Annotated in this window: 17 protein-coding genes; 10 read left to right on the forward strand and 7 right to left on the reverse strand. The window is 64.7% G+C overall.

Annotated elements, in window-relative coordinates:
- Window positions 1-2 precede the first annotated feature (2 nt).
- Together PHI64_RS00575 and PHI64_RS00580 are read right to left on the reverse strand one after the other, a co-directional pair.
- Window positions 3-2492: an acyl-CoA dehydrogenase gene (locus PHI64_RS00575; protein ID WP_299876959.1), complete on the reverse strand. Its 2490-nt coding sequence runs from the start codon at window positions 2490-2492 to the stop codon at window positions 3-5.
- 77 nt (window positions 2493-2569) lie between these two features.
- A complete protein-coding gene (locus PHI64_RS00580; RefSeq protein ID WP_299876962.1) occupies window positions 2570-3238 on the reverse strand; it encodes a TetR/AcrR family transcriptional regulator in 669 nt (222 codons plus the stop codon).
- A 779-nt stretch (window positions 3239-4017) separates the two neighbouring features.
- Between PHI64_RS00580 and PHI64_RS00585 the strand changes: the two genes are divergently transcribed.
- From PHI64_RS00585 to PHI64_RS00600, 4 genes are all read left to right on the forward strand, one after another.
- Window positions 4018-6132: a DUF4357 domain-containing protein gene (locus tag PHI64_RS00585; RefSeq protein ID WP_299876965.1), complete on the forward strand. Its 2115-nt coding sequence runs from the start codon at window positions 4018-4020 to the stop codon at window positions 6130-6132.
- Window positions 6133-6478: 346 nt separating this feature from the next.
- Window positions 6479-8392: a bifunctional diguanylate cyclase/phosphodiesterase gene (locus PHI64_RS00590; RefSeq protein WP_299876968.1), complete on the forward strand. Its 1914-nt coding sequence runs from the start codon at window positions 6479-6481 to the stop codon at window positions 8390-8392.
- A gap of 163 nt (window positions 8393-8555) precedes the next feature.
- A complete protein-coding gene (locus PHI64_RS00595) occupies window positions 8556-10022 on the forward strand; it encodes an aminoacyl-histidine dipeptidase (RefSeq protein ID WP_299876971.1) in 1467 nt (488 codons plus the stop codon).
- Between the two features lie 47 nt (window positions 10023-10069).
- The gene (locus PHI64_RS00600; protein WP_299876974.1) at window positions 10070-11260 is read left to right on the forward strand and encodes a PQQ-dependent sugar dehydrogenase; all 1191 of its coding nucleotides are present in this window, start codon (window positions 10070-10072) and stop codon (window positions 11258-11260) included.
- Between the two features lie 121 nt (window positions 11261-11381).
- On the opposite strand, the gene PHI64_RS00605 is transcribed toward PHI64_RS00600, so the two are convergent.
- Window positions 11382-13421 carry a sigma-54-dependent Fis family transcriptional regulator gene (locus tag PHI64_RS00605; protein WP_299876977.1) on the reverse strand — a complete coding sequence of 680 codons (2040 nt, stop codon included), beginning with the start codon at window positions 13419-13421 and terminating at the stop codon, window positions 11382-11384.
- 307 nt (window positions 13422-13728) lie between these two features.
- On the opposite strand from PHI64_RS00605, the gene pedF reads away from it, so the two are divergent.
- From pedF to PHI64_RS00620, 3 genes are read left to right on the forward strand one after another with little or no spacing between them, the layout of a single operon-like run.
- Window positions 13729-14157 carry a cytochrome c-550 PedF gene (gene pedF / locus PHI64_RS00610; RefSeq protein ID WP_299876980.1) on the forward strand — a complete coding sequence of 143 codons (429 nt, stop codon included), beginning with the start codon at window positions 13729-13731 and terminating at the stop codon, window positions 14155-14157.
- Window positions 14147-14992, forward strand: a complete 846-nt coding sequence (locus tag PHI64_RS00615) for a transporter substrate-binding domain-containing protein (protein WP_299876983.1) — start codon at window positions 14147-14149, stop codon at window positions 14990-14992. Before pedF ends, PHI64_RS00615 begins: the two co-directional genes overlap by 11 nt.
- 4 nt (window positions 14993-14996) lie before the next feature.
- Window positions 14997-15941, forward strand: a complete 945-nt coding sequence (locus tag PHI64_RS00620) for a beta-propeller fold lactonase family protein (RefSeq protein ID WP_299876986.1) — start codon at window positions 14997-14999, stop codon at window positions 15939-15941.
- A gap of 126 nt (window positions 15942-16067) precedes the next feature.
- Here PHI64_RS00620 and PHI64_RS00625 read toward each other — a convergent pair whose 3' ends face one another.
- Window positions 16068-16382 carry a c-type cytochrome gene (locus tag PHI64_RS00625; protein WP_299876989.1) on the reverse strand — a complete coding sequence of 105 codons (315 nt, stop codon included), beginning with the start codon at window positions 16380-16382 and terminating at the stop codon, window positions 16068-16070.
- A 494-nt stretch (window positions 16383-16876) separates the two neighbouring features.
- Between PHI64_RS00625 and PHI64_RS00630 the strand changes: the two genes are divergently transcribed.
- Both PHI64_RS00630 and PHI64_RS00635 read left to right on the forward strand, forming a co-directional pair.
- Window positions 16877-18673 (forward strand): sigma-54-dependent Fis family transcriptional regulator, encoded by a 1797-nt coding sequence (locus PHI64_RS00630; protein ID WP_299876991.1) that lies wholly within the window; start codon window positions 16877-16879, stop codon window positions 18671-18673.
- A 99-nt stretch (window positions 18674-18772) separates the two neighbouring features.
- Complete coding sequence (locus tag PHI64_RS00635; protein WP_299876994.1) at window positions 18773-19144, forward strand: hypothetical protein; 372 nt, start codon at window positions 18773-18775, stop codon at window positions 19142-19144.
- A gap of 90 nt (window positions 19145-19234) precedes the next feature.
- Here the strand turns inward: PHI64_RS00635 and PHI64_RS00640 are convergent, their stop codons facing one another.
- From PHI64_RS00640 to PHI64_RS00650, 3 genes are read right to left on the reverse strand one after another with little or no spacing between them, the layout of a single operon-like run.
- Complete coding sequence (locus PHI64_RS00640; protein ID WP_299876997.1) at window positions 19235-19615, reverse strand: c-type cytochrome; 381 nt, start codon at window positions 19613-19615, stop codon at window positions 19235-19237.
- 46 nt (window positions 19616-19661) lie between these two features.
- Window positions 19662-20306, reverse strand: a complete 645-nt coding sequence (locus tag PHI64_RS00645) for a response regulator transcription factor (protein ID WP_296571287.1) — start codon at window positions 20304-20306, stop codon at window positions 19662-19664.
- 13 nt (window positions 20307-20319) lie between these two features.
- Complete coding sequence (locus PHI64_RS00650; protein ID WP_299877002.1) at window positions 20320-21615, reverse strand: sensor histidine kinase; 1296 nt, start codon at window positions 21613-21615, stop codon at window positions 20320-20322.
- A 214-nt stretch (window positions 21616-21829) separates the two neighbouring features.
- On the opposite strand from PHI64_RS00650, the gene PHI64_RS00655 reads away from it, so the two are divergent.
- Window positions 21830-23698, forward strand: coding sequence for a methanol/ethanol family PQQ-dependent dehydrogenase (locus tag PHI64_RS00655; protein ID WP_299877005.1), 1869 nt, complete (start codon window positions 21830-21832; stop codon window positions 23696-23698).
- Window positions 23699-23815: the final 117 nt, after the last annotated feature.

A 23815-nucleotide genomic window follows, 5' to 3' on the forward strand; every position in this document is an offset into this window, starting at 1 on the left:
GCTCAGGCCGCTTTCCTATGCTCGTCAGCCAACCCCGCCAGGGCCTGACGCAGACCGAAGTCGTAGGGGAAGTCATCGACACGGATGACCTTGTCGCGCAATTCGCCACGCCGCACGATGAGCGCGAACTCGTCGCGGCTGATGATGCCGGCAGCCAGGGCGGCTTCGTAGAGGGCATCGACACCGCCCCCCACCAGCAGGCCCGGCTTGAACTGGCCGGTCTTGACGGCCCGCCGCACCTTGGCCTCCACCGGCTCTGCCTCGATGGTGGCGGTGAGGGCGGCCTCAAGGGCGCCCGCCGGCTCCTCCAGGTCGGTGGGCAGATACACGTCGGAGGTCAGGCGATCGCGGGTCGCCGAGGGGTTGATGAGCAGGCTCGCCACCTCGTGGCCCAGGCGGTCGGAGGGCACGAAGTAAGGCCGGCCGAGGGGGAAGACCACGACCCGGCGCAGCAAGGTGGCAAACAACCGATTGGGGAAGTTGGCAATCGCACCTTCAAAGGCGCTCTGGGCCTTGAACATGCAGTCCCAGATCACCCAGTGGAGCAACGGTGCGTCGGCCGCCTGACGGCCTTCGTCCTCGAAACGCTTGAGGGCAGCGGAGGCCAGGTACATCAGGGAAAGGATGTCGCCAAGGCGTGCCGACAGCTTCTCCTTGCGCTTGAGTGCACCGCCCAGGGTACCCATGGAAATGTCCGCCAGGAAGGCAAACGCGGCCGAGAAACGGGTGAGCTGCTGGTAGTAGCGGCGCGTCTCCGGCGCCACACCCTTGCCGCCGGCATCCGGCACAGCCACGAAGTGCGAACCAGTGAGGCCCATCACCAGGGCCCGGGCGGCATTCGACACGGTGTAGCCCACGTGCCCCCAGAAGGCCTCGTCGAAGGCCACCAGATCGCCACCGCGCGCGGCCTCCATCTCCTTCAGCACATAGGGGTGACAGCGGATTGCCCCCTGGCCGAAGAGGATCAGGCTGCGGGTGAGGATGTTGGCGCCTTCCACGGTGATGCCCACCGGAATCTGCTGGTAGGCGCGGCCAAGGAAGTTCTGCGGCCCCAGGCAGATGCCCTTGCCGCCGATCACGTCCATGCCGTCGTTCACCGTCTGGCGGGCGCGCTCGGTGACGTGGAACTTGACGATGGCCGACACCACCGAGGGCTTCTCGCCCAGGTCGATGGCTCCCGCCGTCATCACCCGCGCGGCGTCGCTGAGCCAGGTGTTGGCGCCGATGCGGGTCAGCGCCTCTTCAACGCCCTCGAACTTGCCCACCGCCGTCTTGAACTGGTAACGCACCCGGGCATAGGCCCCCACGGCCCGGGCGGTCATCTTCTGCATGCCGGTGTTGGAGCCCGGCAAGGAGATGGAACGCCCTGCCGCCAGGCACTCCATGAGCATCCGCCAGCCCTGCCCCGCCATCGCCGGCCCGCCGATGATGAAGTCCAGGGGCATGAACACGTCGGTGCCGCGGATCGGCCCGTTCATCCACACGGCGTTGAGGGGAAAGTGGCGGCGACCGATGTCCACGCCCGGGTGGTCACGGGGCACCAGCGCGCAGGTGATGCCCAGATCCTCCACATCACCCAGCAGGTGCTGCGGATCAAACAGGCGGAAGGCCAGGCCGAACACGGTGCATACGGGCGCCAGGGTGATGTAGCGCTTGTCGAAGCTCACGCGCATGCCCAGCACCTCGCGGCCCTGGTAGGTGCCCTGGCAAATCACCCCGGCATCGGGGATGGAGGCTGCGTCCGACCCCGCCCACGGGCTGGTCAGGGCAAAGGCCGGGATCTCCTGGCCCCGGGCCAGGCGGGGCAGGTAATGCTGCTTCTGCTCCGGCGTGCCGTAGTGGAGCAGCAGCTCGGCCGGACCGAGGGAATTGGGCACCATCACCGTCACTGCCGGCGCCGACGAGCGGGTGGACAGCTTGGTGATGACCTGGGAGTGGGCATAAGCCGAGAAGCCTTTGCCGCCGTATTCCCGGGGAATGATCATGCCCAGAAAGCCCTTCTCGCGGATGTACTTCCACACCACCTCGGGCATGTCCTGGGCCTGGGTGCATTCCCAATCCTTGGTCAGCCGGCACAGTTCCGTCGTCTCCACATCCAGAAAACGCTGCTCCTCCGGGGTGAGGCGCGGCGCCGGGTAGGCCAGCAGGGTGTTCCAGGTCGGCTTGCCACCAAACAGCTCACCCTCCCACCACACGGTTCCGGCTTCCAGGGCATCCCTTTCGGTCTGGGACATGGACGGCAACGCCTTGCGGAAGGCCCGGAAGATGCCCGCTGTCACCAGGCTGCGCCGGATGCCTGGCACCACGAACACCGCCCCGGACACCGCGAGCACACCCAGCGCTAACCCGCTTGCGGCCGGCGACCAGCCGGCCAGCCAGGCCAGGGCTGCTAGCCACACCAGACCGACCCCATACCAGGCAAAAAATGGCGCTCGCCCGTAGGCGAGCGCGACCACCAGGGGAGGGAGGGAAACCAGAAACCAGTACGACATGTGCTATCTCCTTTTACTCGGCACCGTCTTTGCAGCGCACTTTTATAAAGGTGTTGCCTGATCTGAATCCGATGGGGCTACTTGAGGCCCCCGAACCCCGCCAACGGGGCACGCAGCCCGCCCAGCAGGAAGCTCATCAAGCGAGGCGCCAACTGCGAAGGGTTCTCGTCATCAAATTTGCCCGTGACCAGTTGCAGCGCGTCGGTGCCGGCGATCGCATACGACATGGCCCCCATCATGAAATGGAAGCGCCACAGGATCTCCTTGCGATCCACTTCGGGCAGCGCCCGATACAGGGCGGCCAGAAAACGCTCCACGCATTCGGCGTATTCCTCGGCCAGAAACTGCCGGACAAACTCGTTGGGCTCTGTGTAGGTGCGCCCCAACAGGCGCATGAAGGTGTGGCCGCCCCCCTCCACATCCGCCGCCATGCGCAGAGCCGTACCAAAGAAGGCATCAACAATGCGGCTGGGCTTGATCGACGCACCTGCGGCCTCAAGCTCGAGAACCTCAAGCGCCGCCAGACGGGAGCGGTTGAGATCGGTAAGCCGGCGCCGAAAGACCTCCTGGATCAGCAGTTCCTTGGTCCCGAAGTGGTAGTTCACCGCCGCCAGATTGACGCCGGCCTGGCTGGTGATCATGCGCATCGATGTCCCGTCGAAACCATGCTCCATGAACAGCCGTTCGGCGGCGTCGAGGATGCGGCTACGGGTGTCACCTGCGGCCTTGCCAGGGATCTCGGTCACGGAATGCCTCCTTGTGGGGATGAACACCTGCGGCTCACCGGGAATCCGGTCTGGCCACAAATTCATTAAAACGTTTGTTTAAATCATACATTGGATTAATGGCGTGTCAACGTACCCCGAGACATCGGACCCCCACTTGGTAGAGCCGGCAGTGTCCCCGGAAGTGGTGTAACTGCGTGAAGGAGTGAGGTGTTCGCCTTGGAGGCCTTGCAGGGCCTGCTCCAGCGCGCTTTCAGTGGTGCGGGATTTGCCGCTCAGAGAGACATGCCAACCAGCAATTCCCGGTTGAAGCAGTCGATCACCAACGTCAGCGTGGCCCAGCCATCCCGTCCCGCCCACGCACGTCCAACATCCCCTACAACACAGGCTGTCGGCACATCTCAGATTTCAATTTTCAAGCAATTAGAATACTTAGAACTCCGGTGCGGGCAGTCCGCACCCCAACGACTGAGCCACAAGACAGATTCCGTTGTCGTGAAATATGGCAAAACAGACACTTCTGATAAATAATTCTGAGACAGCGCGCTGGTCTTTCAATAAAAACCTGAGATCAGCTCTGGTGGCCTGCTCTCCACGTTCGGGGACGACACTGAATGCACTATCCTCGTTCTCCTCAGCCTAGGCACCCTATGTCGAGGCTGTCGTCAGCCTGCTCAGCAACGCTGGATTGAGCGACAACAACACAGCCCCCAAGGCTTCGCCACGCCTGATCGACGCCGAGATCACAAGCAAGATCAACATCAGCCAAGTAGCATCAATCCTCTACGCGTGACCCCGCCATGCAAACCCTTACCGCCAAAGAGCAACCGCTCTCCAACATCTTTAGCGATGAGTACGTCTTCACCATCCCGGGCTACCAGCGTCCCTATGCCTGGGGCACAGAGCAGGCGCAGGAATTGCTGGACGACTTGCTGGGAGCACTGGCATCCGCACCGGCGCAACTCACCGAAGCCGCGCCCTACTTCCTGGGCAGCATCGTTCTGATCAAGTCCGTGGCGGTATCCGACGCCACCGTAGTAGACGGGCAACAACGCCTGACGACGCTGACCCTGCTGTTGTCGGCGATCCGTGCGGCGGTCACGGACCCATCGATGCAGGCGGACATCACCAGTTGCATCTACGAAAAAGGCAGCCTGGTCAAAGGCACGCAGGCTCGTTACCGCCTGTCCCTACGCGAGCGTGACCGCGAGTTCTTTCGCCAGTTTGTTCAGCACGAGGACGGCTTTACAAAGCTGACCGCGCTCACGCGATCACTGCCCGACGCGCAGGGCCGCATCCGTGCAAATGCACTGGCGTTCCAGGAGCGCCTCGGCACGCTTCCCCAGACGGAACTGTTGAGACTGGTACAGTTCGTCATCACCCGCTGTTATCTGGTCACCGTCGCCACACCCGATCTAGATTCCGCCTATCGGATCTTTGGCGTCCTCAACAGCCGCGGTCTCGACCTCAGTGCCACCGACATCCTCAAGGCGGAGATCATCGGCAATATTGCACCAGAACTGCGCGACGCCTACACGAAGAAGTGGGAGGATGCCGAAGAAGACTTGGGGCGGGAGGCGTTTGGCGAACTTTTCAGCCACATCCGCATGGTGTATCGCAAGGCGAAACCCAAAGGCTCATTGCTGAAGGAGTTCAAGGAGCACGTCACCCCCTCGGCAAAACCACAGGCGTTTGTGGATCGGACACTTATTCCGATGGCTGAGGCCTTCAGCGCGATCACTGGGGCAGACTACGCAAGCCAGAAACATGCGGAGGCCGTCAACGAACAACTGCGCTGGCTGAACCGTCTGGAGTTCAAGGACTGGGTGCCGCCGGCGCTGGCGTTCGTCGTGCGACAAAACCAGCACCCCGAGGCGATGCTGTCTTTCTTCCTGGGCATGGAGAGGCTTGCGTATTCGATGCTGGCGCGCAAGAGCGGCGTGAATGACCGGCTGGAGCGATTCTCCGCCCTCACGGCAGCCATCGAAAAAGGCCAGGATCTCGCGGCGCCTACTTCTCCCCTCCAGCTCACACCGCTGGAGCAGCACGAGACCTTCACGGCGCTGAACGGGCCACTCTACGAAACCCACTCCTCGCGAGCGATTGCCACGCTCATGCAGCGCCTCGACCACCTGATGGCCGATGGCAGCGCGAGCTATCAGCACGACATCGTTTCGGTCGAGCACATCATGCCCCAGCAGCCCGCGCCGAACAGCCAGTGGCTGAGCTGGGTTCCCGATCCGCAGACACACCAGCGCTGGCTCCATCGGCTTGGCAACCTCACCCTGCTGAGCCGCAAGAAAAACAGCGCCGCCAGCAACTACGAGTTCGAGAAAAAGAAGAGCGCCTACTTCACGAAGGGCGGCATCTGCGCCTTTGCGATGACCACCGAGATCATGCAGTACAGCGAATGGTCGGAGGAGATCATGGCGCAACGCCACACGCGCATGCTCCAAACGCTAGAGGCCCACTGGCAGTTGCAAGATCGAATGAGTCGGGCTGATCTGGCCGAAACTCTGCTGCTGGAACTTGAGCAGGCCCGCGATGACCCCCTGTTCGAACTGGAAAGTGCCAAACACGGTTTGAATGCCACCGCGCGGGAGACAGGCTCTGCGTTCATGGTTATGGCGGGCTCACAGGCCAAACTCCACTGGAACGGCCAACCCCACGGATACCAGCAACTCCGCGATGATCTACTCGCTACCGGCGCGCTAAGTCCCTCGAACGATGGCACTCACCTTATCTTTGCGAGCGACGTGGAATTTAACAGCCCCAGCGCCGCATCTGCCACCGTACTCGGGCGCCCGGATAACGGCCGCACGAGCTGGCGCCTAGCTGGCACCTCAATCACCTACGCCGCATGGCAGAACAATCTCCCAGAGGGGCAGCTTGCTTCCGGGCGCATCGAACGATAGGCCGAGACGCAAACGCCCCACCAGAAAATCCACTTTGGATCCGCCGTCCAATCAATATTTACAACTCGATCTTTCCCATTTTCGCGCCCTCCAGTGCAGACACGGCTTTCGCAGGGGGCCCATCTCGAATTTCATACATCAGGCTCCACTGGCTACAACACCCGCACACCAGGAACGGATTACCCTTCCCCACAAGGGGCATCCTCCGCGGCGCGCAGTGCAGCCGCCGCGCAGACTTCAGGCACTCTTTGCAGAAAGGCCGCACGGCCCCGTCAGGGACATTCAAGAGAGAGGGCTCCCGGCCGATAAGGCAGCATCTGGAAACCGGGATTCGCCCTCCTCTTTCATGAAGTTCCCCGACGACCAGGACGAGCCCGCTGCGGCCCCCGCCCCTACGTTCGGGCGGCACTGCCGCCTTCTCCTGCTCCTGACTTCGACGAGCCTGGCCCTCACCTTGGCCGGGGCACTGGCTTTCATATCGAAGGACAGTGATCTGCCGCCCTACATGCTGCTGACGGGAGCAGGCCTGGGCCTGGCCTTGGTCTCCTGCACCTGGGAGATCGCCCGGCTGCGCCGCATCACCCGGGCCCATGCCCTGGCCATGGTCGGCACCAACGACGGAATGTGGGAGTGGGACCCGATAAGCAAGGAGCTCAAGGTCGGGAAGCGCCTGTTGAACATCCTGGGCTACGCCGACAACTTTCTCGGTAACACGGGACAGTGGATCGAACTTGTACACCCGGACGACCGGGCAGGCTACAACGAGGCCGTGGCGACCCACCTCAAGGGCCTTACCCCGCACTTCTACCATGAGTACCGGGTGCGCGCCGAAGATGGCGCCTACCGTTGGCTCGCCGCCCGGGGCGTGGCCCAGCGGAATGGCCGCGGTGTGGCCCGGCTGATGGCCGGCTCCATCACCGATATCACCGAGCGCCGCGCCGACGAGGCCCGCATCCGCTACCTTGCCCACCACGACGCTCTTACCGGGCTGCCGAACCGGGGCCAGCTGATGGAACAGGCACCCCGCCTGATCGCCCGGGCCGCAGGGCGAGGCGACATGCTGGGCGTGCTGTTCGTGGACCTGGATCGTTTCAAGACCATTAACGACGCCATGGGTCACTCGGTGGGCGACATCCTGCTCAAGGGCGTGGCCCGCCGTATCTCTGAGGCCCTACGCCCCCTCGACCAGGTCTATCGCCAGGGCGGCGACGAGTTCATTGCCGTACTGCCGGAAATTCGCGGGGCCAGCGACGCGGGCCACGTCGCCGAACGCATTCTCGAAGCCATTACCCGTCCGATGCGCGAGGCCGGCCTGGAGTTGCACACCACAGCCACCATCGGCATCGCCCTGTTTCCCGCCGACGGGGGTGACACCGAGACCCTGCTGCGCAATGCCGACACCGCCATGTACGCTGCCAAGGCGCGGGGCGGGGCAAACTGCCACTTCTTCTCGGAGCAGATGAACGAGCGCCTGCAACGCCGGGTCTCCCTGGAAGCGGCCCTGCGCAATGCCATTGCTGCTGGCGAACTGGAGCTGCACTACCAGCCCCAGGTCAGCGTCAGCGACGGCCGGGTGGTTGGAGTGGAAGCCTTGCTGCGCTGGCACCACGACGGGTGCTTCATTCCCCCTGACCACTTCATCCCGGTGGCCGAGGAAACCGGCATGATCCACGCCATCGGCGACTGGGTACTGGACACCGCCATCGCCCAGGCAGCCTGCTGGCATGCGGAATACGCCTTGCCGCCGCGCATCGCCATCAACCTGTCGCCACGCCAGTTCTGGCATGGCGGCCTGGCGCAGGGCATCCTCCAGCGCCTGCACAATCACAAGGTCCCCCCCGAGAGCATCGAGCTGGAGGTCACCGAATCGGTTCTGATTCAGCCCGAGGGGCCGGCCATCGGCGAACTGCGTGCCCTGCGCCAACATGGGCTACACCTGGCCCTGGACGACTTTGGTACCGGCTACTCGTCCCTGTCTTACCTGCGCAACCTGCCGGTGAATCGGCTGAAGATCGACAAATCCTTCATCTTCCCCCTCGCCGGTAGCCACACCGAGAACCCCGAAGACGCCGCGGCCATCGTCCGTGCCATCATCGCCATGGCCCACAGCCTATCCCTCTCGGTGGTGGCCGAAGGCGTCGAGACTACCGAACATCTGCACGCCCTGCGGCACATGGGCTGCGACCTCTACCAAGGCTACCTGCTGAGCCCGGCCCTGCCCGCCAGACAGTTCGCCGAGACTTTCCTGCGACCCGCCTGACGCCGCAAACGCAGCCCCGGATGCTGCCAAAACAGCAAACAAGGGCTGGCACCGCAAGCTCTCCCGTGGGATCGAATACACTCGACTCCACGGGCACTCCAGCCACCCTTGACGCGATACGCTCCCGGGCGAAAGCCACTCACCCGCCCTGCACTTTGCCACCATGACCCAATCCGACCACGTATTCACCGGGCTTCAGCCCACCGCCGTCTGGCGGCACTTCGCCACCCTGTGCCGCATCCCCCGTGCCTCCAAGGCTGAAGGCCCCGTGCGCGACGCCCTGCAGAGCTGGGCCCATGGCCGCGGGCTGGCTACGCAGGTAGATGAGGCGGGTAACCTGATCATCCGCAAACGCGCCTGCCCCAGCCACGAACACGCGCCGGGCGTGGTACTGCAGGGCCACCTGGACATGGTGTGCCAGGCCAACAACGGCACCGCCCACGACTTCAGCCGCGACCCGATCAGCCCGACCCTGCGCGAGGGCTGGCTGGTAGCCGACAACACCACGCTGGGCGCCGACAACGGCATCGGCGTAGCCCTGATCCTCGCCGCCCTGGATGACGACACCCTGCCCCATGGCCCCCTTGAGGCTCTGCTCACCGTCGACGAAGAGGCCGGCATGGGCGGCGCCCAGGGGCTTCAGCCCGGCACCCTTGAAGGGCGCCTGATGCTCAACCTGGATACGGAAGACTGGGGTGAGTTCTACCTGGGTTGTGCCGGTGGGGTGGACGTGAATGTGAGCCGCCCCGGCACACCGGCCACGCTGCCCCAGGGCTGGGAAACGTGGTCATTGACCCTCGCCGGCCTGCGCGGCGGGCACTCGGGCGTAGACATCCACGAGGAGCGGGGCAATGCCATCAAGCTGCTGGTGCGGGTGCTACGCAGCCTGGAGCACACCCAAGCCCTGCGCCTCGCCGGCCTTGCCGGTGGCACGGCGCGCAACGCCTTGCCCCGTGAAGCCCGGGCCACCTTTGCCCTCCCGGCGGGCCAGCGCGGCGCGCTGGAAATCGCCCTCGCCACCCAGCAGGCCGAACTGCGCGAGGCCCTGCGCGGCGTCGACGAAGGCGTGACCCTGACGCTCGCCGCCGCCACCGCCAGCGAACTCATGAGCAGCGCCGACCAGGCTCTGTGGCTGGCCTCCCTGCATGCTGCGCCTCACGGCGTACGCCGACGCAGCCTCAGCGTGCCCGGCGTGGTGGAGACCTCCAACAACATCGGGGTGGTGGAACTCGGCCCGCACGCAGGCAGCTGCAACTTCATGGTTCGCTCCCTGCTCGACAGCGGCAGTGCGGCCCTGGCCGACGAAATCGTCAGCCTGTTTGCCCTGTCCGGCACCGCGGCGGAGGTATCCGGCCACTACCCCGGCTGGACCCCCAATCCGGACTCGCCGCTGCTGGCCCGCTGCCAGCGGGTGTTCGCCCGGGACTTCGGGCAGGCCTCCTGCGTCAAGGTGATCCATGCAGGTCTGGAATGCGGCATTCTCGGCGCCAGCCATCCGGGCATGGACATCGTCTCCTTCGGCCCCACCATCCGCGGCGCCCACGCCCCGGGCGAGCGGGTGGAGATCGCCTCGGTGGGCAAGGCGTGGCAGCTCCTCCGCGCCATTCTCACCGACATCGCCACCCGCTGAAAGCGCGTCGATCAAGCGGCGCCGCGCTCCAAACCAACTCCCCCACCATGCACCGCCCTGCCCGCCTCCTCGCACTGGTGATCGCCCTTGCGGGTGCCAGCGCCGGCGACGCCCTCGCCACCCGCGGCAGCCGCTATATCACCGCCGGCCAGTGTGCCGGCGTGCCGGCCGTTCAACTCAAGGTAGCCAAGGGCTTCTGCGTCGGGCTCGCCGCCAGCGGGCTGGGCCTGCCGAGGGGCGTGCTGCCCCTTGCCGACGGCCGCGTGCTGATCACCGACCTGGGCCGCTGGGACGCCCCGGCCGGACGTCTGCTGATGCTCAACCCAAGACCAGGCGGCTACGAAGCGCGCACGCTGCTCAAGGGGCTGGACCGCCCCCACGGCCTGCAGATGGGGCCAGACGGCAAGATCTATCTGGCCGAGGCCGGCCGCATCCTGCGGGTGGATATGGCGCGCCAGCCGGTCAGCACCGAGATACTCATCGCCGGCCTGCCCACCGCCGGGCGGCACCCGCTCAAGCAGTTTGTGTTCGGCCCGGATGGGGCCATCTATGTGAACGTGGGAGCCAGCACCGACCACTGCGAGGACGCCCCCACCCCCCGCGGCATGCGCTGCCCCGAAGCAGAGCGGGAGGCTCCCGGTGCGGCCATCTGGCGTTATGCGCATATAAACGGCCACTGGGTAGGCAAACCGTTTGCCCGCGGGCTGCGCAACAGCATGGCCCTGGCCTTTGCCCCCGACGGCAGCCTGTGGCAAGCCGAAAACAGCCGCGACACGCTACCCGGCGGCGGCAATTCCGACACACTGCCCCACGACGAGCTCAACCGGATCCGCCCCGGCGCCCACTATGGCTGGCCCTACTGCACCGACATGGGCCGCTTCGACCCGGCCTTCACGCCGGGGGACTGCAGCCGCTACACCCGACCCGAGCGCCTGCTGCCAGCCCACTCCGCACCGCTGGGCATGACCTTCTACACCCATGTGGCAGCATCACCGGCATGGCGAGGCAGCCTGGTCATCGGCCTGCACGGTTATCGCCGCCAGGGCCACCGCATCATCGCCTGGCCCTTCGACGCCTCGGGCAAACCGGCGCGCAACTTCGTGGTGCTGGTGGACGGATGGCAGGCCACCGCCCGCCACCCCCTCGGCGCCCCCACCGACATCAAGACCGACACCCGCGGCCACCTGTGGGTCACCGAAGACCGCAACGGCACGGTGCTGGTGATCAGCCCGGAGTGAACGGGCGCCGCCGCACTGGCCGTTGATCACCTGCACTTCTGCCCCCTGGCAAACCAAGGGAGGCAGATCATGAGTCAAGGCGACAGCTCGAACTGCGGTACTCGGGCTTAGTCACCCATGCTCAGAAGCGCCCCAGCTTGCGGTACAGGGTATTGCGGCTGATACCCAGGCGCCGCGCGGCCGACGAGATGTTGCCGTTCTCGGCTTCCAGGGTGCGCTGGATCATGTCGCGCTCGATTTCCTCCAGCCGGCCCATGCCAGCGGTGGCAACGCTGCGAGCCGGGGCTGCGGCATCTGCCTGCAGGGGGGCACGGCCAGCCTGAGGCAAGGTACAGGGCTGGGCGATCTCGCCGATCTCCTCGAAGATGTCATCCGGCAGGTGCCAGGTTTCGATGGACTCCTCGTCGTCGTCGAGCAGCGCGATGGCCACCTTGATGACATTGTTGAGTTGGCGGATGTTGCCCGGCCAGCGGTAGTTGAGGAAGGCTTCCATAACCTTGTGGGACACCTGCACCTTGCGGTCCGGACCGGCCTCTTCGCGAAGCAGTTTGTCGATCAGACTGTCGATGTCGCTGCGCTCGCGCAGGGACGGCAGGTTGATGCACAGTCCGTTGAGGCGGTAGTACAGATCCTCCCGAAAGCCGCCGCGGGCCACTTCTTCCTTGAGCCGCCGGTGGGTGGCACAGACCAGAGTGATATCCACCGGAATGCTCTTGTTGGTACCCAGGGGCGTCACACAGCGCTCCTGCAGCACCCGCAGCAGGCGGGCCTGGAGGGACAGCGGCATGTCACCGATTTCATCAAGAAACAGGGTGCCGCCGTGGGCCTGCTGGATCTTGCCCACGGCCCCTTCCTTGCGCGCGCCAGTGAAAGCACCGCCGGAGTAGCCGAACAGTTCGGACTCGATCAGGGTTTCCGGGATGGCCGCACAGTTGAGGGCCACGAAGGGACCACTGGCCCGGGGGCCGCTGTTGTGGAAGGCCTTGGCAAACATCTCCTTGCCGGCGCCCGATTCGCCCTGGATCAGGATGGGGATGTCGCGACCGAGGATGCGGGTACCCTTGTCAATGGCCGCCTGCAGACGCTCATCACCGGTAGACAGGGACTGCAGGGTGAGGCACGGCTTGGCCCCGACGGGGGTCGCGGCGGCAACGGCCTCCTGGCGGACACGACTGGCCATACGCTCACCCTTGGCATCCACCAGCACCGGTGCATTGGCCGACAAGGAACCGAAATTGCCGCGCAGGCGCGCATAGAAACGCTCGCCGTTACGACCCGAAATGGCAATCAGTGACGAGGGATCACGGCGTGCCCGGTCAATCAGGGTACCCAGAGGCACATCGAAAAGCATGTTGTAGTGGCGCCGGGGCAGATCCTCGCGACGCATGCCCAGCAGCTCGAGAGCGGCCTGGTCGGCGCCCAGCAGGTCGCCGTCGGGGCTGATGGCCAGCAAGGCCTCACACAGGCTGCCCACGTGATCGGGGCGGGAATGAAAGCTCAGCAGGCCCTGATGGGCAAACTCGGATTCAAAGAGGCGTTTTTCGATGATTCTTGAAGACATCTTGACCAAGCCGAGGGAGTGACGCTGAAAGGCGCGGTAGTCACTGGAAATGTCCAGAACTCCCATCAGGCGGCCCTGGGCATCCTGGATGGGTGAAGCGCTGCAAGTGAGGAAGGCGTTACCTTCGAAGAAGTGCTCAGAGCCGAACACATTGACGGCGCCCCTTTCGGTCAGCGCCATACCGATGGCGTTGGTGCCGCGCTCGAACTCGTGCCAGCTGGCACCGGGATGCAGAGCCACCTGCTCGGCCCGGCTCAGGAAATCGGCGTCGCCATAGCTTTGCAGCACCATGCCCCGGACGTCAGCCAGGATCACCATACTGTGGGAGTTGCGGATCTGCTCGGAAAGATGTTCGAGCACCGGCTGGGCATGGGAAATCAGGGTACGGTTGCGCTCCCGCGCTTCGGCTACACCGCGCACATTGGGTTCGCCAACCTCGAGTCGGGCCGGGTCCAGCCCGGCCTGGCGACACCGCTCCCACGAACGCAGCACGTTCTGGTCGAGCAGGGCCTCCGGAAGTTCGCCCCGGCCAAAATACAGCGAGCGCGCTTCCTGGAGGCTAACCGCACGAGCCTCGACACTGAAAGGAACCTGCATCATCTCCTCCTCCGCTGATGCGGATTATCACCGGCCCTGAAGCCGATTTTATCGGTGTGTTCCAAAATGTAGCAAGTGGGTCACATTTCAACAATGCGACTGCTCCACTACGACTCCTTTACAGCAAGTGTCGGGCCAGCTTATTGCATCATAAGCAAAACTGAGAAAAGGCGGCTCCATCAATGCCCTTCACCGCCCCTCTGCCCTGCCCCCCGAATTGGCACGCCCCTTGCTGAATGAGGAAGCACACGGTGGCCTGCCAACCCGCGGCCCACTCGATGAATTCCAATCATGACCAAAGGTGATCCAGGTGACTGTTCAGAACTCCTCCCTTCTCCGTGCCCTTTCCGCCGCCGCCCTGACCCTGGCCACGAGCCTCGCCCTCGCCCACGGTGACGTGGTACCCCAGGCCGTCGATACCTCCTCCCTTCCGCAGGTCGGCAAGGACTGGCTGGCCAAGAACCCCTACCTGGGCAACAAGGAGGCAATCCGCATCGGCGACTCCGCTTTCAACCAGAACTGCGCCCGCTGCCACGGCCTCGGCGCCGTCTCCGGCGGCATCGCCCCCGACCTGCGCTACCTGCCCGCAGGCCAGGAAGGTGACGAAATCTTCTTGCAGCGCATCCGCAAGGGTGCCACCCGCGACGGTCGTGTGTATATGCCCCCGTTCGAAGGCATCCTGAGCCAGGAAGCCATGTGGACCATCCGCGCCTGGCTGGAGACCGTCCGTGAAGACTAATCGTCGTCACTTTCTGCTGGCCGCCGGCGCCCTGGCGCTGGCCGGCAGCCTGCCCGCCCGGGCAGACAGCCTGGAAGAAATCCGCAAGCGCGGCAGCCTGCGGGTTGCCGTCTACAACAACTTCCCGCCCTACTCCCAGCAGGGCAAGGGCATCGACGTGGAGCTTGCCGAGGCCCTCGGCAAGCAGCTCGGGATCGCCGTCCAGATCGCCGGCTACAACGCCGACGAAGACATGGACGACGACCTGCGCAACATGGTGTGGAAGGGGCACTACCTCGGCACCCAGCCTTCCGACGTGATGATGCACGTACCGGTGGATTCCTACCTGCAGGGCAAGAACGACAAGGTGAAGATCTTCGGGCCCTACCACCTGGAATCCATCGCCGTCGCCCGCCTTCAGCGCATCAACCCGATCCGCGGCTCGGCGGCCAACGCACTCGAAGTATTCACCCGCGAGAAGATCGGCGTGGAAGGCCGGACCTTGGCCGACGGCTTCCTGCTGGGCGCCCTCAACGGCCGCCTGCGCGATAACGTGGTGCATTTTGCCAGCGTGGCCGCGGCAGTGGACAAGCTGAAGGCCGGCGAACTGGCCGCTGTGATGGGCTCGCGCTCGGAGATCGAGGCTGCACTGGGCAAGGACGGCCGCTTCGTGGTCGAAGCCGTGCAGATGCCCGAGCTGAAGTTCAACCACTGGCCTCTGGGCATGGCCGTAAAAGCGGACGAAAACGCCCTCGCCGAAGCCCTGGCCGGCGCCCTCAAGGAACTGCAGAAAAACGGTACGGTCGCAGCCATCTTCGCCCGCAACGGCATCACTTACCTGGCCCCGACCCTCTGACCCTATGCGCCCAAGCCCACTGCTGCTCCCGGCCCTGCTCGCCGGCCTGATCCTGCCCCCCGACGTGCTGGCCGCGCCCTTCGCCTACGTCCCCAACGAGAAATCTGCTTCGGTATCGGTGATCGATACCGCCACCGATACCGTGGTGCGCACCCTGCCCGGCGGCCAGCGCCCCCGCGGCATCGCCACCGACGGGAAGCACCTGTTTATCAGCGAAGCCCCAAGCAACAGCCTGGTGGTAGTCGACATCGACAAGGCCAAGCAGGTGAAGAGCATCCGCCTGGGTGAGTCGCCGGAGGGGGTCAGCGTGTCGGCTGATCACCGCCTGATCGCCGCGGCGGTGGAGGAATCCAACAGCGTCGTCGTGCTGGACGCCCGCAAGCGCAAACAACTCGCCGAAATCAAGGTGAAAGGGGAAAACCCAGAGCACGCAGTGTTCAGCCCCGATGGCCGCTGGCTGCTGGTGAGTGCGGAAAACGCCGAACAGGTAGACTTGATCGACGTGAAGGCGCGCCGCCAGGTGGGCAGCATCCCGGTAGGCAAGCGCCCCCGCGGCATCGGCTTCACCCCGGACGGCAAGCGCGCCTATGTAGCCTGCGAGCTCGCCAGCACGGTTTACGCCATCGACATGGAGAGCCGCAAAGTGATCGCCGAGATCAAGGCCGGCACCTTCTCCAACGGCGTCACCATGGCGCCGGAGGGCGGCCGGGCCTACGTTTCCAATGGCAAGGACGGCACGGTGAGCGTCATCCGCACCACCGACAACCAGGTTGAAGCCACCATTCCGGTGGGCAAGCGCCCCTGGAACATGGCGATCACCCCCGACGGCCACAAGCTTTACGTGGCCAACGGGCGCTCAAACAGTGTTTCGGTCATCGACACCCGCCGTCTGGAGGTAATTACCGAAATTCCAGTCGGGGAATTACCCTGGGGCGTGGTTATCAACTAGCCCCTCCAGCACCGCCCAAGCGACCGACTTCTGCACACCCATGGGCAAAACTGGAGCAATTGCTCCATCCTGGAGCAGCAATACAAAAAGGCCCTCACGGGCCTTTTTGCTTATGTGAAGACTGGATTACAGCTTGAGAATCCACTCCACCACCGCCTTCAGATCCGCATCGCTGATCTTGTCGGCCGGATGGGGAGGCATCGGGATCTGGCCCCAGTTACCGGTACCACCATGGCGGATCTTGGCGCTCAGCACGGCCACGGCATCTGCCTGCCCCTTGTACTTGGCCGCCACGTCCTTGTACGCCGGACCGACGCGCTTTTGATCGACGGCGTGACAAGCCACGCAGCGAGCCTTCTTGATGATTTCCTCCGACGCCATGACGGGCGATACGGCAGCGAGACCCAGCGCGACAGCGCAAACCAGCTGGACAACTTTCATGACTATGCTCCTCCGAGTTCTGAATTGATTTTGATCAGCGAGGACGGGTCGGACTGTCCGGGAGAAAAAACCGGACGGCACGAAGCCGCCCGAAAACCGCCTTGCCTCCAGCTATCAGCAAAAAGTGTGCAGCCCCTGAAAAAAGCGAAATATACATTTCCGTACAACAACTTAGAGGGCAACCCCGACATCCGGAGGAGCTCCTGCCGTGCTCAGGCCTTGCACACCTGCTCCATAGCGTTACGCCCGCAATGAACACTTGCTACCCCACCAGCTCGCTGCGCGCACGGGCAACTACAGCCCTGCCATGACAACAGCCCTTGCAAACCCTTAGCTGACGGGATATCCAGACTGGACGCGGCTCGGCACATGCATATTTACAAAGCCCCTCACGCCACGGGCATGTTTCGTGCTGTTGAACCGGGGTGAAAGACACGGACCCCAACGCCCCCCCCTTTTCCCCGGAAACCATCCGACGCTCCTGGGAGCGCTGCGTGGCAAGCGGACTACGACCCGACGAGCGCCTGATGGAGGATCGCGGCCACCCTGCCGGTCTGTCGGATCGCCTGGAGGCGAACGCTCGTCTGGTGACCTACGCCCAACCCATCATGGAGCATCTGCATCAGCAGATCGCCCGCAGCTCATCCACCATTCTGCTGGCCGACGAGACGGGCACCATCCTGCGTTCGGTGGGCGACGCCGACTTCCTCGAACGGGCTGCCCGTGTCGCCCTGAAACCGGGCTACTCCTGGTCCGAAGCCGCAATGGGTACCAACGCCATCGGCACTGCCCTGGCCGAACAGCGTGCAGTCGCAGTGATCGGTGACGAGCACTACCTGGACCGCAACAAGTTTCTCACCTGCATCGCCACCCCCATCCAGGCGCCTACGGGGGGCGTACTGGGCATCCTCGACGTATCCACAAGCGCCCGCCTGACCCAGGTGCACGCCCAGGCCCTGCTCCAGACCACCGCCGAGATCATCGAGAACCGACTGATCGAGACCGTTGCCGATGCGGCTGTGGTCATCCGCTTCCATCATCAGCCAGAAGCCCTCGCCTCGCCGCTGGAGGGCTTGGCGGTGTTCGACGAGATCGGCAACTTCCTGGCCTGCAATCGGCGCGCCGAACGTCTCCTCGGCATTGCCGACACCCGCGTTACCCGGCCGCCCTTCTGGGAAATCTTCGAGACACGCTGGAACACCCTGCTAGACCACGCCCTGCAGAGCAGCGCCCGACCAACCACCCTGCGCAGCCACCTGGCCCGTGAGTTTGTCGCTCACGTGCTGGTCAGCAACCTGCAGCGCGTACGCACCTCCCTAGCGGCCCGGGAGAACACCACCACCCCCAACGCCCGTAACCTGCCCACCCTCGACGACCTGGATCTGGGTGACAAAACAGTCAACCACGCCATCCGGCGCGCCCGGCGCATCCTCGGGCTGGACATCCCTTTGCTCATCCAGGGCGAAACAGGCACCGGCAAGGAAGTCTTCGCCCAGGCCTTCCACCTCAGCGGTCCGCGTCGCAGTGGCCCCTTTGTGGCCATCAACTGCGCCGCCATACCGGCCAATCTCATTGAGGCAGAGCTGTTCGGCTACACCCCGGGCGCCTACACCAGCGCCCGCAGCGAAGGCGCCCGCGGCAAGCTGCGCGAAGCTCACGGCGGCACCCTGTTTCTCGATGAAATCGGCGACATGCCCCTCAAACTCCAGGCCGTGCTACTGCGCGTGCTTGAAACCCGACGGGTCACACCCTTGGGGGGCGGGCCGGAAGAGTCCGTCGACCTGTCCCTGGTGTGCGCCAGCCACCGCTCCTTGAAGGCCCTGTGCGAGCGCGGGGAGTTTCGCCCTGATCTTTACTTCCGCCTTTCCGCCATGAGCCTTTCGCTGCCCGCCCTGCGCGAACGCAGCGACATCGATGCCCTGGCGCGACGCCTGCTCCACGACGAATCCCCCGTGCGTCCGATCCGCCTGTCGGCCTCGTCCCTGGACCTGATCCGCCGTCATCCCTGGCCCGGCAATATCCGCCAGCTACGCAATGCCTTGCGCCTCGCCGCAGCCATGCTGACCTCCGACGAGGACACGCTGACCCCGGCACACCTGCCCCAGGAACTCACCGATGACCCGGACCTTCCCCCACCCACCCCGGCCGCCCAGAGCCTGCGCGCAGCCGAAAGCCGCCTGGTAGGTGACACCGTGGCTCGCCACAAAGGCAACATCTCCGCTGCCGCCCGCGAACTGGGCATCACCCGCACAACCCTCTACCGCAAGCTCCGCCAGCAAGCCGCCCCCTGACCCCACAGGCGGGCGCCTCTGACCCCGGGGGTGTGCCCGACGACCGGCTTCACTGGCTGTGGGATACTCCGGTCTGGATTGCCACCCGGAAAAAACGCCTTGAATCTCCGCCCTCTCGTCGTCTGTACAGCCCTTCTTTCCCTTTCGGCCTGCGCGCCCGCCCCCAGCCCGATACCCGCCGAAATGCAGGCCGAGTTTCAGCCTGGCATGAGCCTGGATGATGCCAGCCAGCGTCTCAGCGCGCGGGGCACCACCTTTTCTCTGAAGACTGAGGCAGAGTGCGCCGCCCTGGTGGAGCGCAGCCCCAACATCTCCCAGCTGCGACCTCGCGGCGGCCCGTGCATCTTCGGCAAGATCCCCCTGTCGAAGACCTGGTTCGGCGGCCACACCGACGTCATCCTGCAGATCGTCTTCAGCGCCGACAACACCCTGGCCGATGCCCACTTCGAGGAAATCGGCAGCCTGCTGTAAGCCCCAGAAAAGGAAAAACCCCGACGGGGGGACGACCGGGGTTCTTCGATACAGCATCCTTCACGGCCCAGGGCCGTGCGAGTCACGCCATTACTTGGGCGACAGGGTCAGGATCCACTTCACCAGCTTCTTGGCGTCAGCCTCTTTGATGGCCACCTTGTTGGGGGGCATCGCCAGGCCGCTGACCTGATCCTTCCAGTGGCTGCCATAGGGGTTGGAGCCTTCCAGCACCACGCGGGTGAGGAAGGTGTCGGCGCCCGGCTTGCCCTTGTACATTTTGGCCACGTCCTGCCAGGCCGGGCCAATGGGGGCCATGCCGTTGGGGCCCGGGTTGCCGTGCTCGATGGAGTGACAGGTCAGGCAGCCGCTCTTGGCAGCCAGCGCCTTCATGTCATCGTCCACTGCAGCAGAGGCGCTCGTCGCGGCCAGGCCCAGAGCGGCCAGCACTGCGATCTTGCGTAAGGCGTTCATCTTTCTTCTCCTTGGCTAAAAAAGGGCTTCCATCCGTGCGAGCCTGTTACGCGGGGCTGGCCGACCAGTCGATCAGCCCGTAGCGCGCAGCAAGCCGCAGCAGCTTGAAATCGTTGTCGGCATCCAGCTTCTGGCGGATGGCGGACATGTGGTTATGGATCGTCTTCTGACTCAGGTGCATGGTGCTGGCAATGGCGCCGGGCGACTCGCCACTGGCAGCCAGACGCAGCACGTCGAACTCCCGCGGGGTCAGCCGCGACAGCAGGGCCTCACCATCAAGGGCGGCACCGGCCAGGGCCTGAGCCACATCGGGGGACAGCACCCGCCGGCCAGCAGCCACATCTCGGATGGCGTCGAGCAGCTCCGCAGGCTCGCTGTTCTTGGTCAGATAACCCAAAGCCCCCACCCGCATGGCCTGAGTCACGTAGCTCGGGTTGTCATGCATGGACACCACCAGCACCCGCAAGCCGGGCTCCCGGGCCAGCATGCGGCGGATCGCGTCAATGCCACTACTGCCGCGCAGGTTCAGGTCGACGATGGCCAGATCGGCCCCGCGCTCCACCAGGCGGGCATAAGCTTCATCGGCCGAGGCAGCCTCGCCGACAACCTGCATGCCCTCTTCTGCGTCAAACAGGCGCCGATAACCATTGCGCACCACCGCATGATCTTCCACCAGCAGAATCCGGATCATGCCCAAACCCTCCTCACGCCGGCCCCTGAGCCAGCGGCAGACTTAAATGCACACGCAGGCCGCCGCCGGGGGCTTCGTCCAGCCAGCAACGCCCTCCAGCCATCTCGGCCCGCTCCCGCATACCCAGCAGACCACCTCGTGCCTTGCGCACCACGTCGGCCACCTGCCCGACACCGTTGTCACACACCGTCAACTCCACCGCCCGGCCGACCTGATGCAGTGACAAGCGGACCCGGCTGGCCACGCTATGGCGCAGCACATTGGTCAGGGACTCCTGCAGAGTCCGATACAGGGCAAGCCCGGCGGCCGGCGGCATGGCCGGCAGGGTCGGCGGAAATTCCGTCTCAATGCCGATATCGGGCGCCCGGCCGCGCCAGCCACTGACCAGATCGTTGAGCGCATCCACCATCTGCAGGCCTTCCAGGCCATGGGGACGCAACTGGGAAAGCAGGGTGCGCACCTGACCGATCATGCGGGTCGCTTCATTGCGTATGTCTCGGGCACTTTCCGCCAGGTCTTCCGGGGAGGCCCGGCCGGCATGGCGTTCGATGTAAGCGGCGGAAATATTGACAGCCGTCAAGGCCTGACCGAATTCATCGTGCAACTCCCGTGCCAACTCCCGGCGTTCGCTTTCCTGCAGTTCAAGCAGTTGGCGGGCGAGCTGCTGACGCGCTGCGCGGGTCTCGGCAAGCTCAGCCGACAAGCGCTCCATCGCACCGGCGATGCTGGCAAATTCCTTGAGGCGAAAAGGCGGCAGGCTGATCTTCTCCTCGCTGCGGCCAATGCGGGCGAGGCCCTGCTCCAGTTCCCGCACCGGCTTCAGGGCCCGGTGGGCTGCAAGCCAGGCGACGGCCGCCATGGCCAGGGAAAACAGCAGCAGGGTGGCGATGATGCGTATGCCATCACGCAACACCTCGTGGATCTCGGCTCGGGCGTCGGCGCGGATCACCAGAGTGCCGTCTCCCAGGGGGATGCGACGCTCGTGGATCTCGCGCCCCTGCATAAAGTAATCCACCAGCGCCGGCAACACGCCGGCGGCAGGTGCTGCCACGCCCTGCTCCAGATTGGAGCGCTCCACGGACAGCGCAACGTGTCGCAACTGACCACCTGCCAGCAGCGCCTCCAGCTCGCCCGCCCGCTGGCCGTCCGAAGCGCGCAGGGCCAGGATGGTGTTGACCAGACGGGTCGAGGCCTCCATTTCTTCGGCCACGTCCTCCTGCAGGGCCAGCCCCACCCAGGCAACGGTCATCGCCAGCAATGCCATGGCAAAACCGAGCACATAACCAAACAGTCTCCAGCGCAGATCCATGTCTGCCTCCCTCTTCTTGTAATAGCTCGATGAGCAGCAAGGCATGTGCCAGATCCCGGAAGAGGCGGGAAAACTTCCCGTCCCCGAGGGGATGCGTTCCCACGACAGGGGCCGGAGGCGCCTTCCATACTGCGCCTCGTTCCGGGCCAAGGCGCCGAATGGGAGGCAGGCCCGGAAGCAACGAACGACAACATTCCGGAGACAAGGACTCACCATGAAAAACAGACGTGTCAATCTCAAGCCCGGCCTGCTGGCCCTCGCCCTCACTACGGCCTTCGCCATCCCGGCCCAGGCCGTCGGCACCAAGGTCACCTGGGACGACATCCGGAACGACGACAAGACCCCCGGCGACGTGCTCTCCTACGGCCTCGGCCTCAAAGCCCAGCGCCACAGCACCCTGAAGACGGTCAACACCAAAAACGTGGCCGGCCTGGTGCCCGCCTGGAGCTTCTCTTTCGGCGGCGAAAAGCAGCGCGGCCAGGAAAGCCAGGCCCTGGTGCACGACGGCGTGATCTACGTGACCGCCTCCTACTCCCGCATCTACGCCATCGATGCCCGTAGCGGCAAGCGCCTGTGGGAATATGAAGCCCGCCTCCCGGAGGATATTCGCCCCTGCTGTGACGTGGTGAACCGCGGTGCAGCCATCTACGGAGACAAGATCTACTTCGGCACCCTGGATGCGGGCATCGTGGCCCTCAACAAGGACACCGGCAAGGTGGCTTGGCGCAAGAAGTGGGGTGATCACAAGGTCGGCTACACCATGACCGGCGCCCCCTTCGTGATCCAGGACCAGAAGAGTGGCAAGGTTCTGCTGGTGCATGGTTCGTCGGGTGACGAGTTTGGCGTGGTGGGCTGGCTGTTTGCACGCGACCCGGACACCGGCGAGGAAGTGTGGGCACGGCCGATGGTTGAAGGCCACATGGGCCGCCTGAATGGCAAGGACAGCACCCCCACCGGCGACGCCAGCGCCCCGAGCTGGCCGAAGGACAAGGACGGCAAGCTTACCGAGGCGTGGCATCACGGTGGCGGCGCACCGTGGCAGACCCCGAGCTATGACTACGAACGCAACATGGTCGTCGTCGGTACCGGCAACCCGGCGCCGTGGAACACCTGGAAGCGGACCCAGGAAGGCGATGATCCGCGCAACTGGCCCAGCCTGTTCACCTCTGGCCAGGCCTATGTGGACGCCAGCACTGGCGAACTCAAGGGCTTCTTCCAGCACACCCCGAACGATGCCTGGGACTTCTCCGGCAACAACTCCGTGGTGCTGTTCGAATACAAGGACCCGAAGACCGGCAAGCTGGTCAAGGCCTCCGCCCATGCCGACCGCAACGGCTTCTTCTTCGTGACCGACCGCGAGAAACTCGCAACCGGTGCGGGCTACCCCAACAAGCCCACCTCCCTGATCGGCGCCTGGCCGTTCGTCGAGGGCATCACCTGGGCCAAGGGCTGGGATCTGAAGACCGGTCAGCCGATCGAGAACGACAACCGCCCCCCGAAGGTCAAGGATGGCGCCGAGAAGGGTGACAGCGTCTTTGTGTCCCCCCCCTTCCTGGGCGGCACCAACTGGATGCCCATGTCCTACAGCCCGGATACCGGCCTGTTCTACATCCCTGCCAACCATTGGGCCATGGACTACTGGACCGAGAACCTGACCTACAAGGCCGGTTCTGCCTACCTGGGCCAGGGCTTCCGCATCAAGCGCCTGTTTGACGACCACGTCGGCACCCTGCGCGCCATGGATCCGAAAACCGGCAAGATCGTCTGGGAACACAAGGAGAAGTTCCCCCTGTGGGCGGGCACCCTCACCACCGCCGGCGGTCTGGTGTTCACCGGCACCTCCGACGGCTATGTGAAGGCCTTCGATGCCAAGAACGGCAAGGAACTGTGGAAGTTCCAGACGGGTTCCGGCGTGGTGTCCGTGCCCATCACCTGGGAAATGGACGGCGAGCAGTACATCGGCCTGGCCTCGGGCTATGGTGGCGCCGTGCCCCTGTGGGGCGGCGACATGGCCGACCTGACCAAGCAGGTCACCCAGGGCTCGTCCTTCTGGGCCTTCAAGCTGCCCAAGAACGCGCGCTGAGCAAGGCAGCCCCGGGCCGGAACACCTCCGGCCGGCCCGGGGCTTTTTCCCTTTCCGCCCCCGTAGGGTCGAGCTTATTCGATCCGCTCACACTGATGACCGGCAAGCCGCTGAGCA

The organism is Zoogloea sp. (genome assembly GCF_028689785.1).
In the GTDB taxonomy this organism is placed as follows: domain Bacteria; phylum Pseudomonadota; class Gammaproteobacteria; order Burkholderiales; family Rhodocyclaceae; genus Zoogloea.

Excerpts from the sequence above, each read along its gene's own strand:
- PHI64_RS00575 (WP_299876959.1), bottom strand. The coding sequence starts at position 2,492 with ATGTCGTACTGGTTTCTGGTTTCCCTCCCTCCCCTGGTGGTCGCGCTC.
- PHI64_RS00585 (WP_299876965.1), top strand. The coding sequence starts at position 4,018 with ATGCAAACCCTTACCGCCAAAGAGCAACCGCTCTCCAACATCTTTAGC.
- PHI64_RS00590 (WP_299876968.1), top strand. The coding sequence starts at position 6,479 with ATGAAGTTCCCCGACGACCAGGACGAGCCCGCTGCGGCCCCCGCCCCT.
- PHI64_RS00595 (WP_299876971.1), top strand. The coding sequence starts at position 8,556 with ATGACCCAATCCGACCACGTATTCACCGGGCTTCAGCCCACCGCCGTC.
- PHI64_RS00600 (WP_299876974.1), top strand. The coding sequence starts at position 10,070 with ATGCACCGCCCTGCCCGCCTCCTCGCACTGGTGATCGCCCTTGCGGGT.
- PHI64_RS00605 (WP_299876977.1), bottom strand. The coding sequence starts at position 13,421 with ATGATGCAGGTTCCTTTCAGTGTCGAGGCTCGTGCGGTTAGCCTCCAG.
- PHI64_RS00620 (WP_299876986.1), top strand. The coding sequence starts at position 14,997 with ATGCGCCCAAGCCCACTGCTGCTCCCGGCCCTGCTCGCCGGCCTGATC.
- PHI64_RS00625 (WP_299876989.1), bottom strand. The coding sequence starts at position 16,382 with ATGAAAGTTGTCCAGCTGGTTTGCGCTGTCGCGCTGGGTCTCGCTGCC.
- PHI64_RS00640 (WP_299876997.1), bottom strand. The coding sequence starts at position 19,615 with ATGAACGCCTTACGCAAGATCGCAGTGCTGGCCGCTCTGGGCCTGGCC.
- PHI64_RS00645 (WP_296571287.1), bottom strand. The coding sequence starts at position 20,306 with ATGATCCGGATTCTGCTGGTGGAAGATCATGCGGTGGTGCGCAATGGT.
- PHI64_RS00650 (WP_299877002.1), bottom strand. The coding sequence starts at position 21,615 with ATGGATCTGCGCTGGAGACTGTTTGGTTATGTGCTCGGTTTTGCCATG.
- PHI64_RS00655 (WP_299877005.1), top strand. The coding sequence starts at position 21,830 with ATGAAAAACAGACGTGTCAATCTCAAGCCCGGCCTGCTGGCCCTCGCC.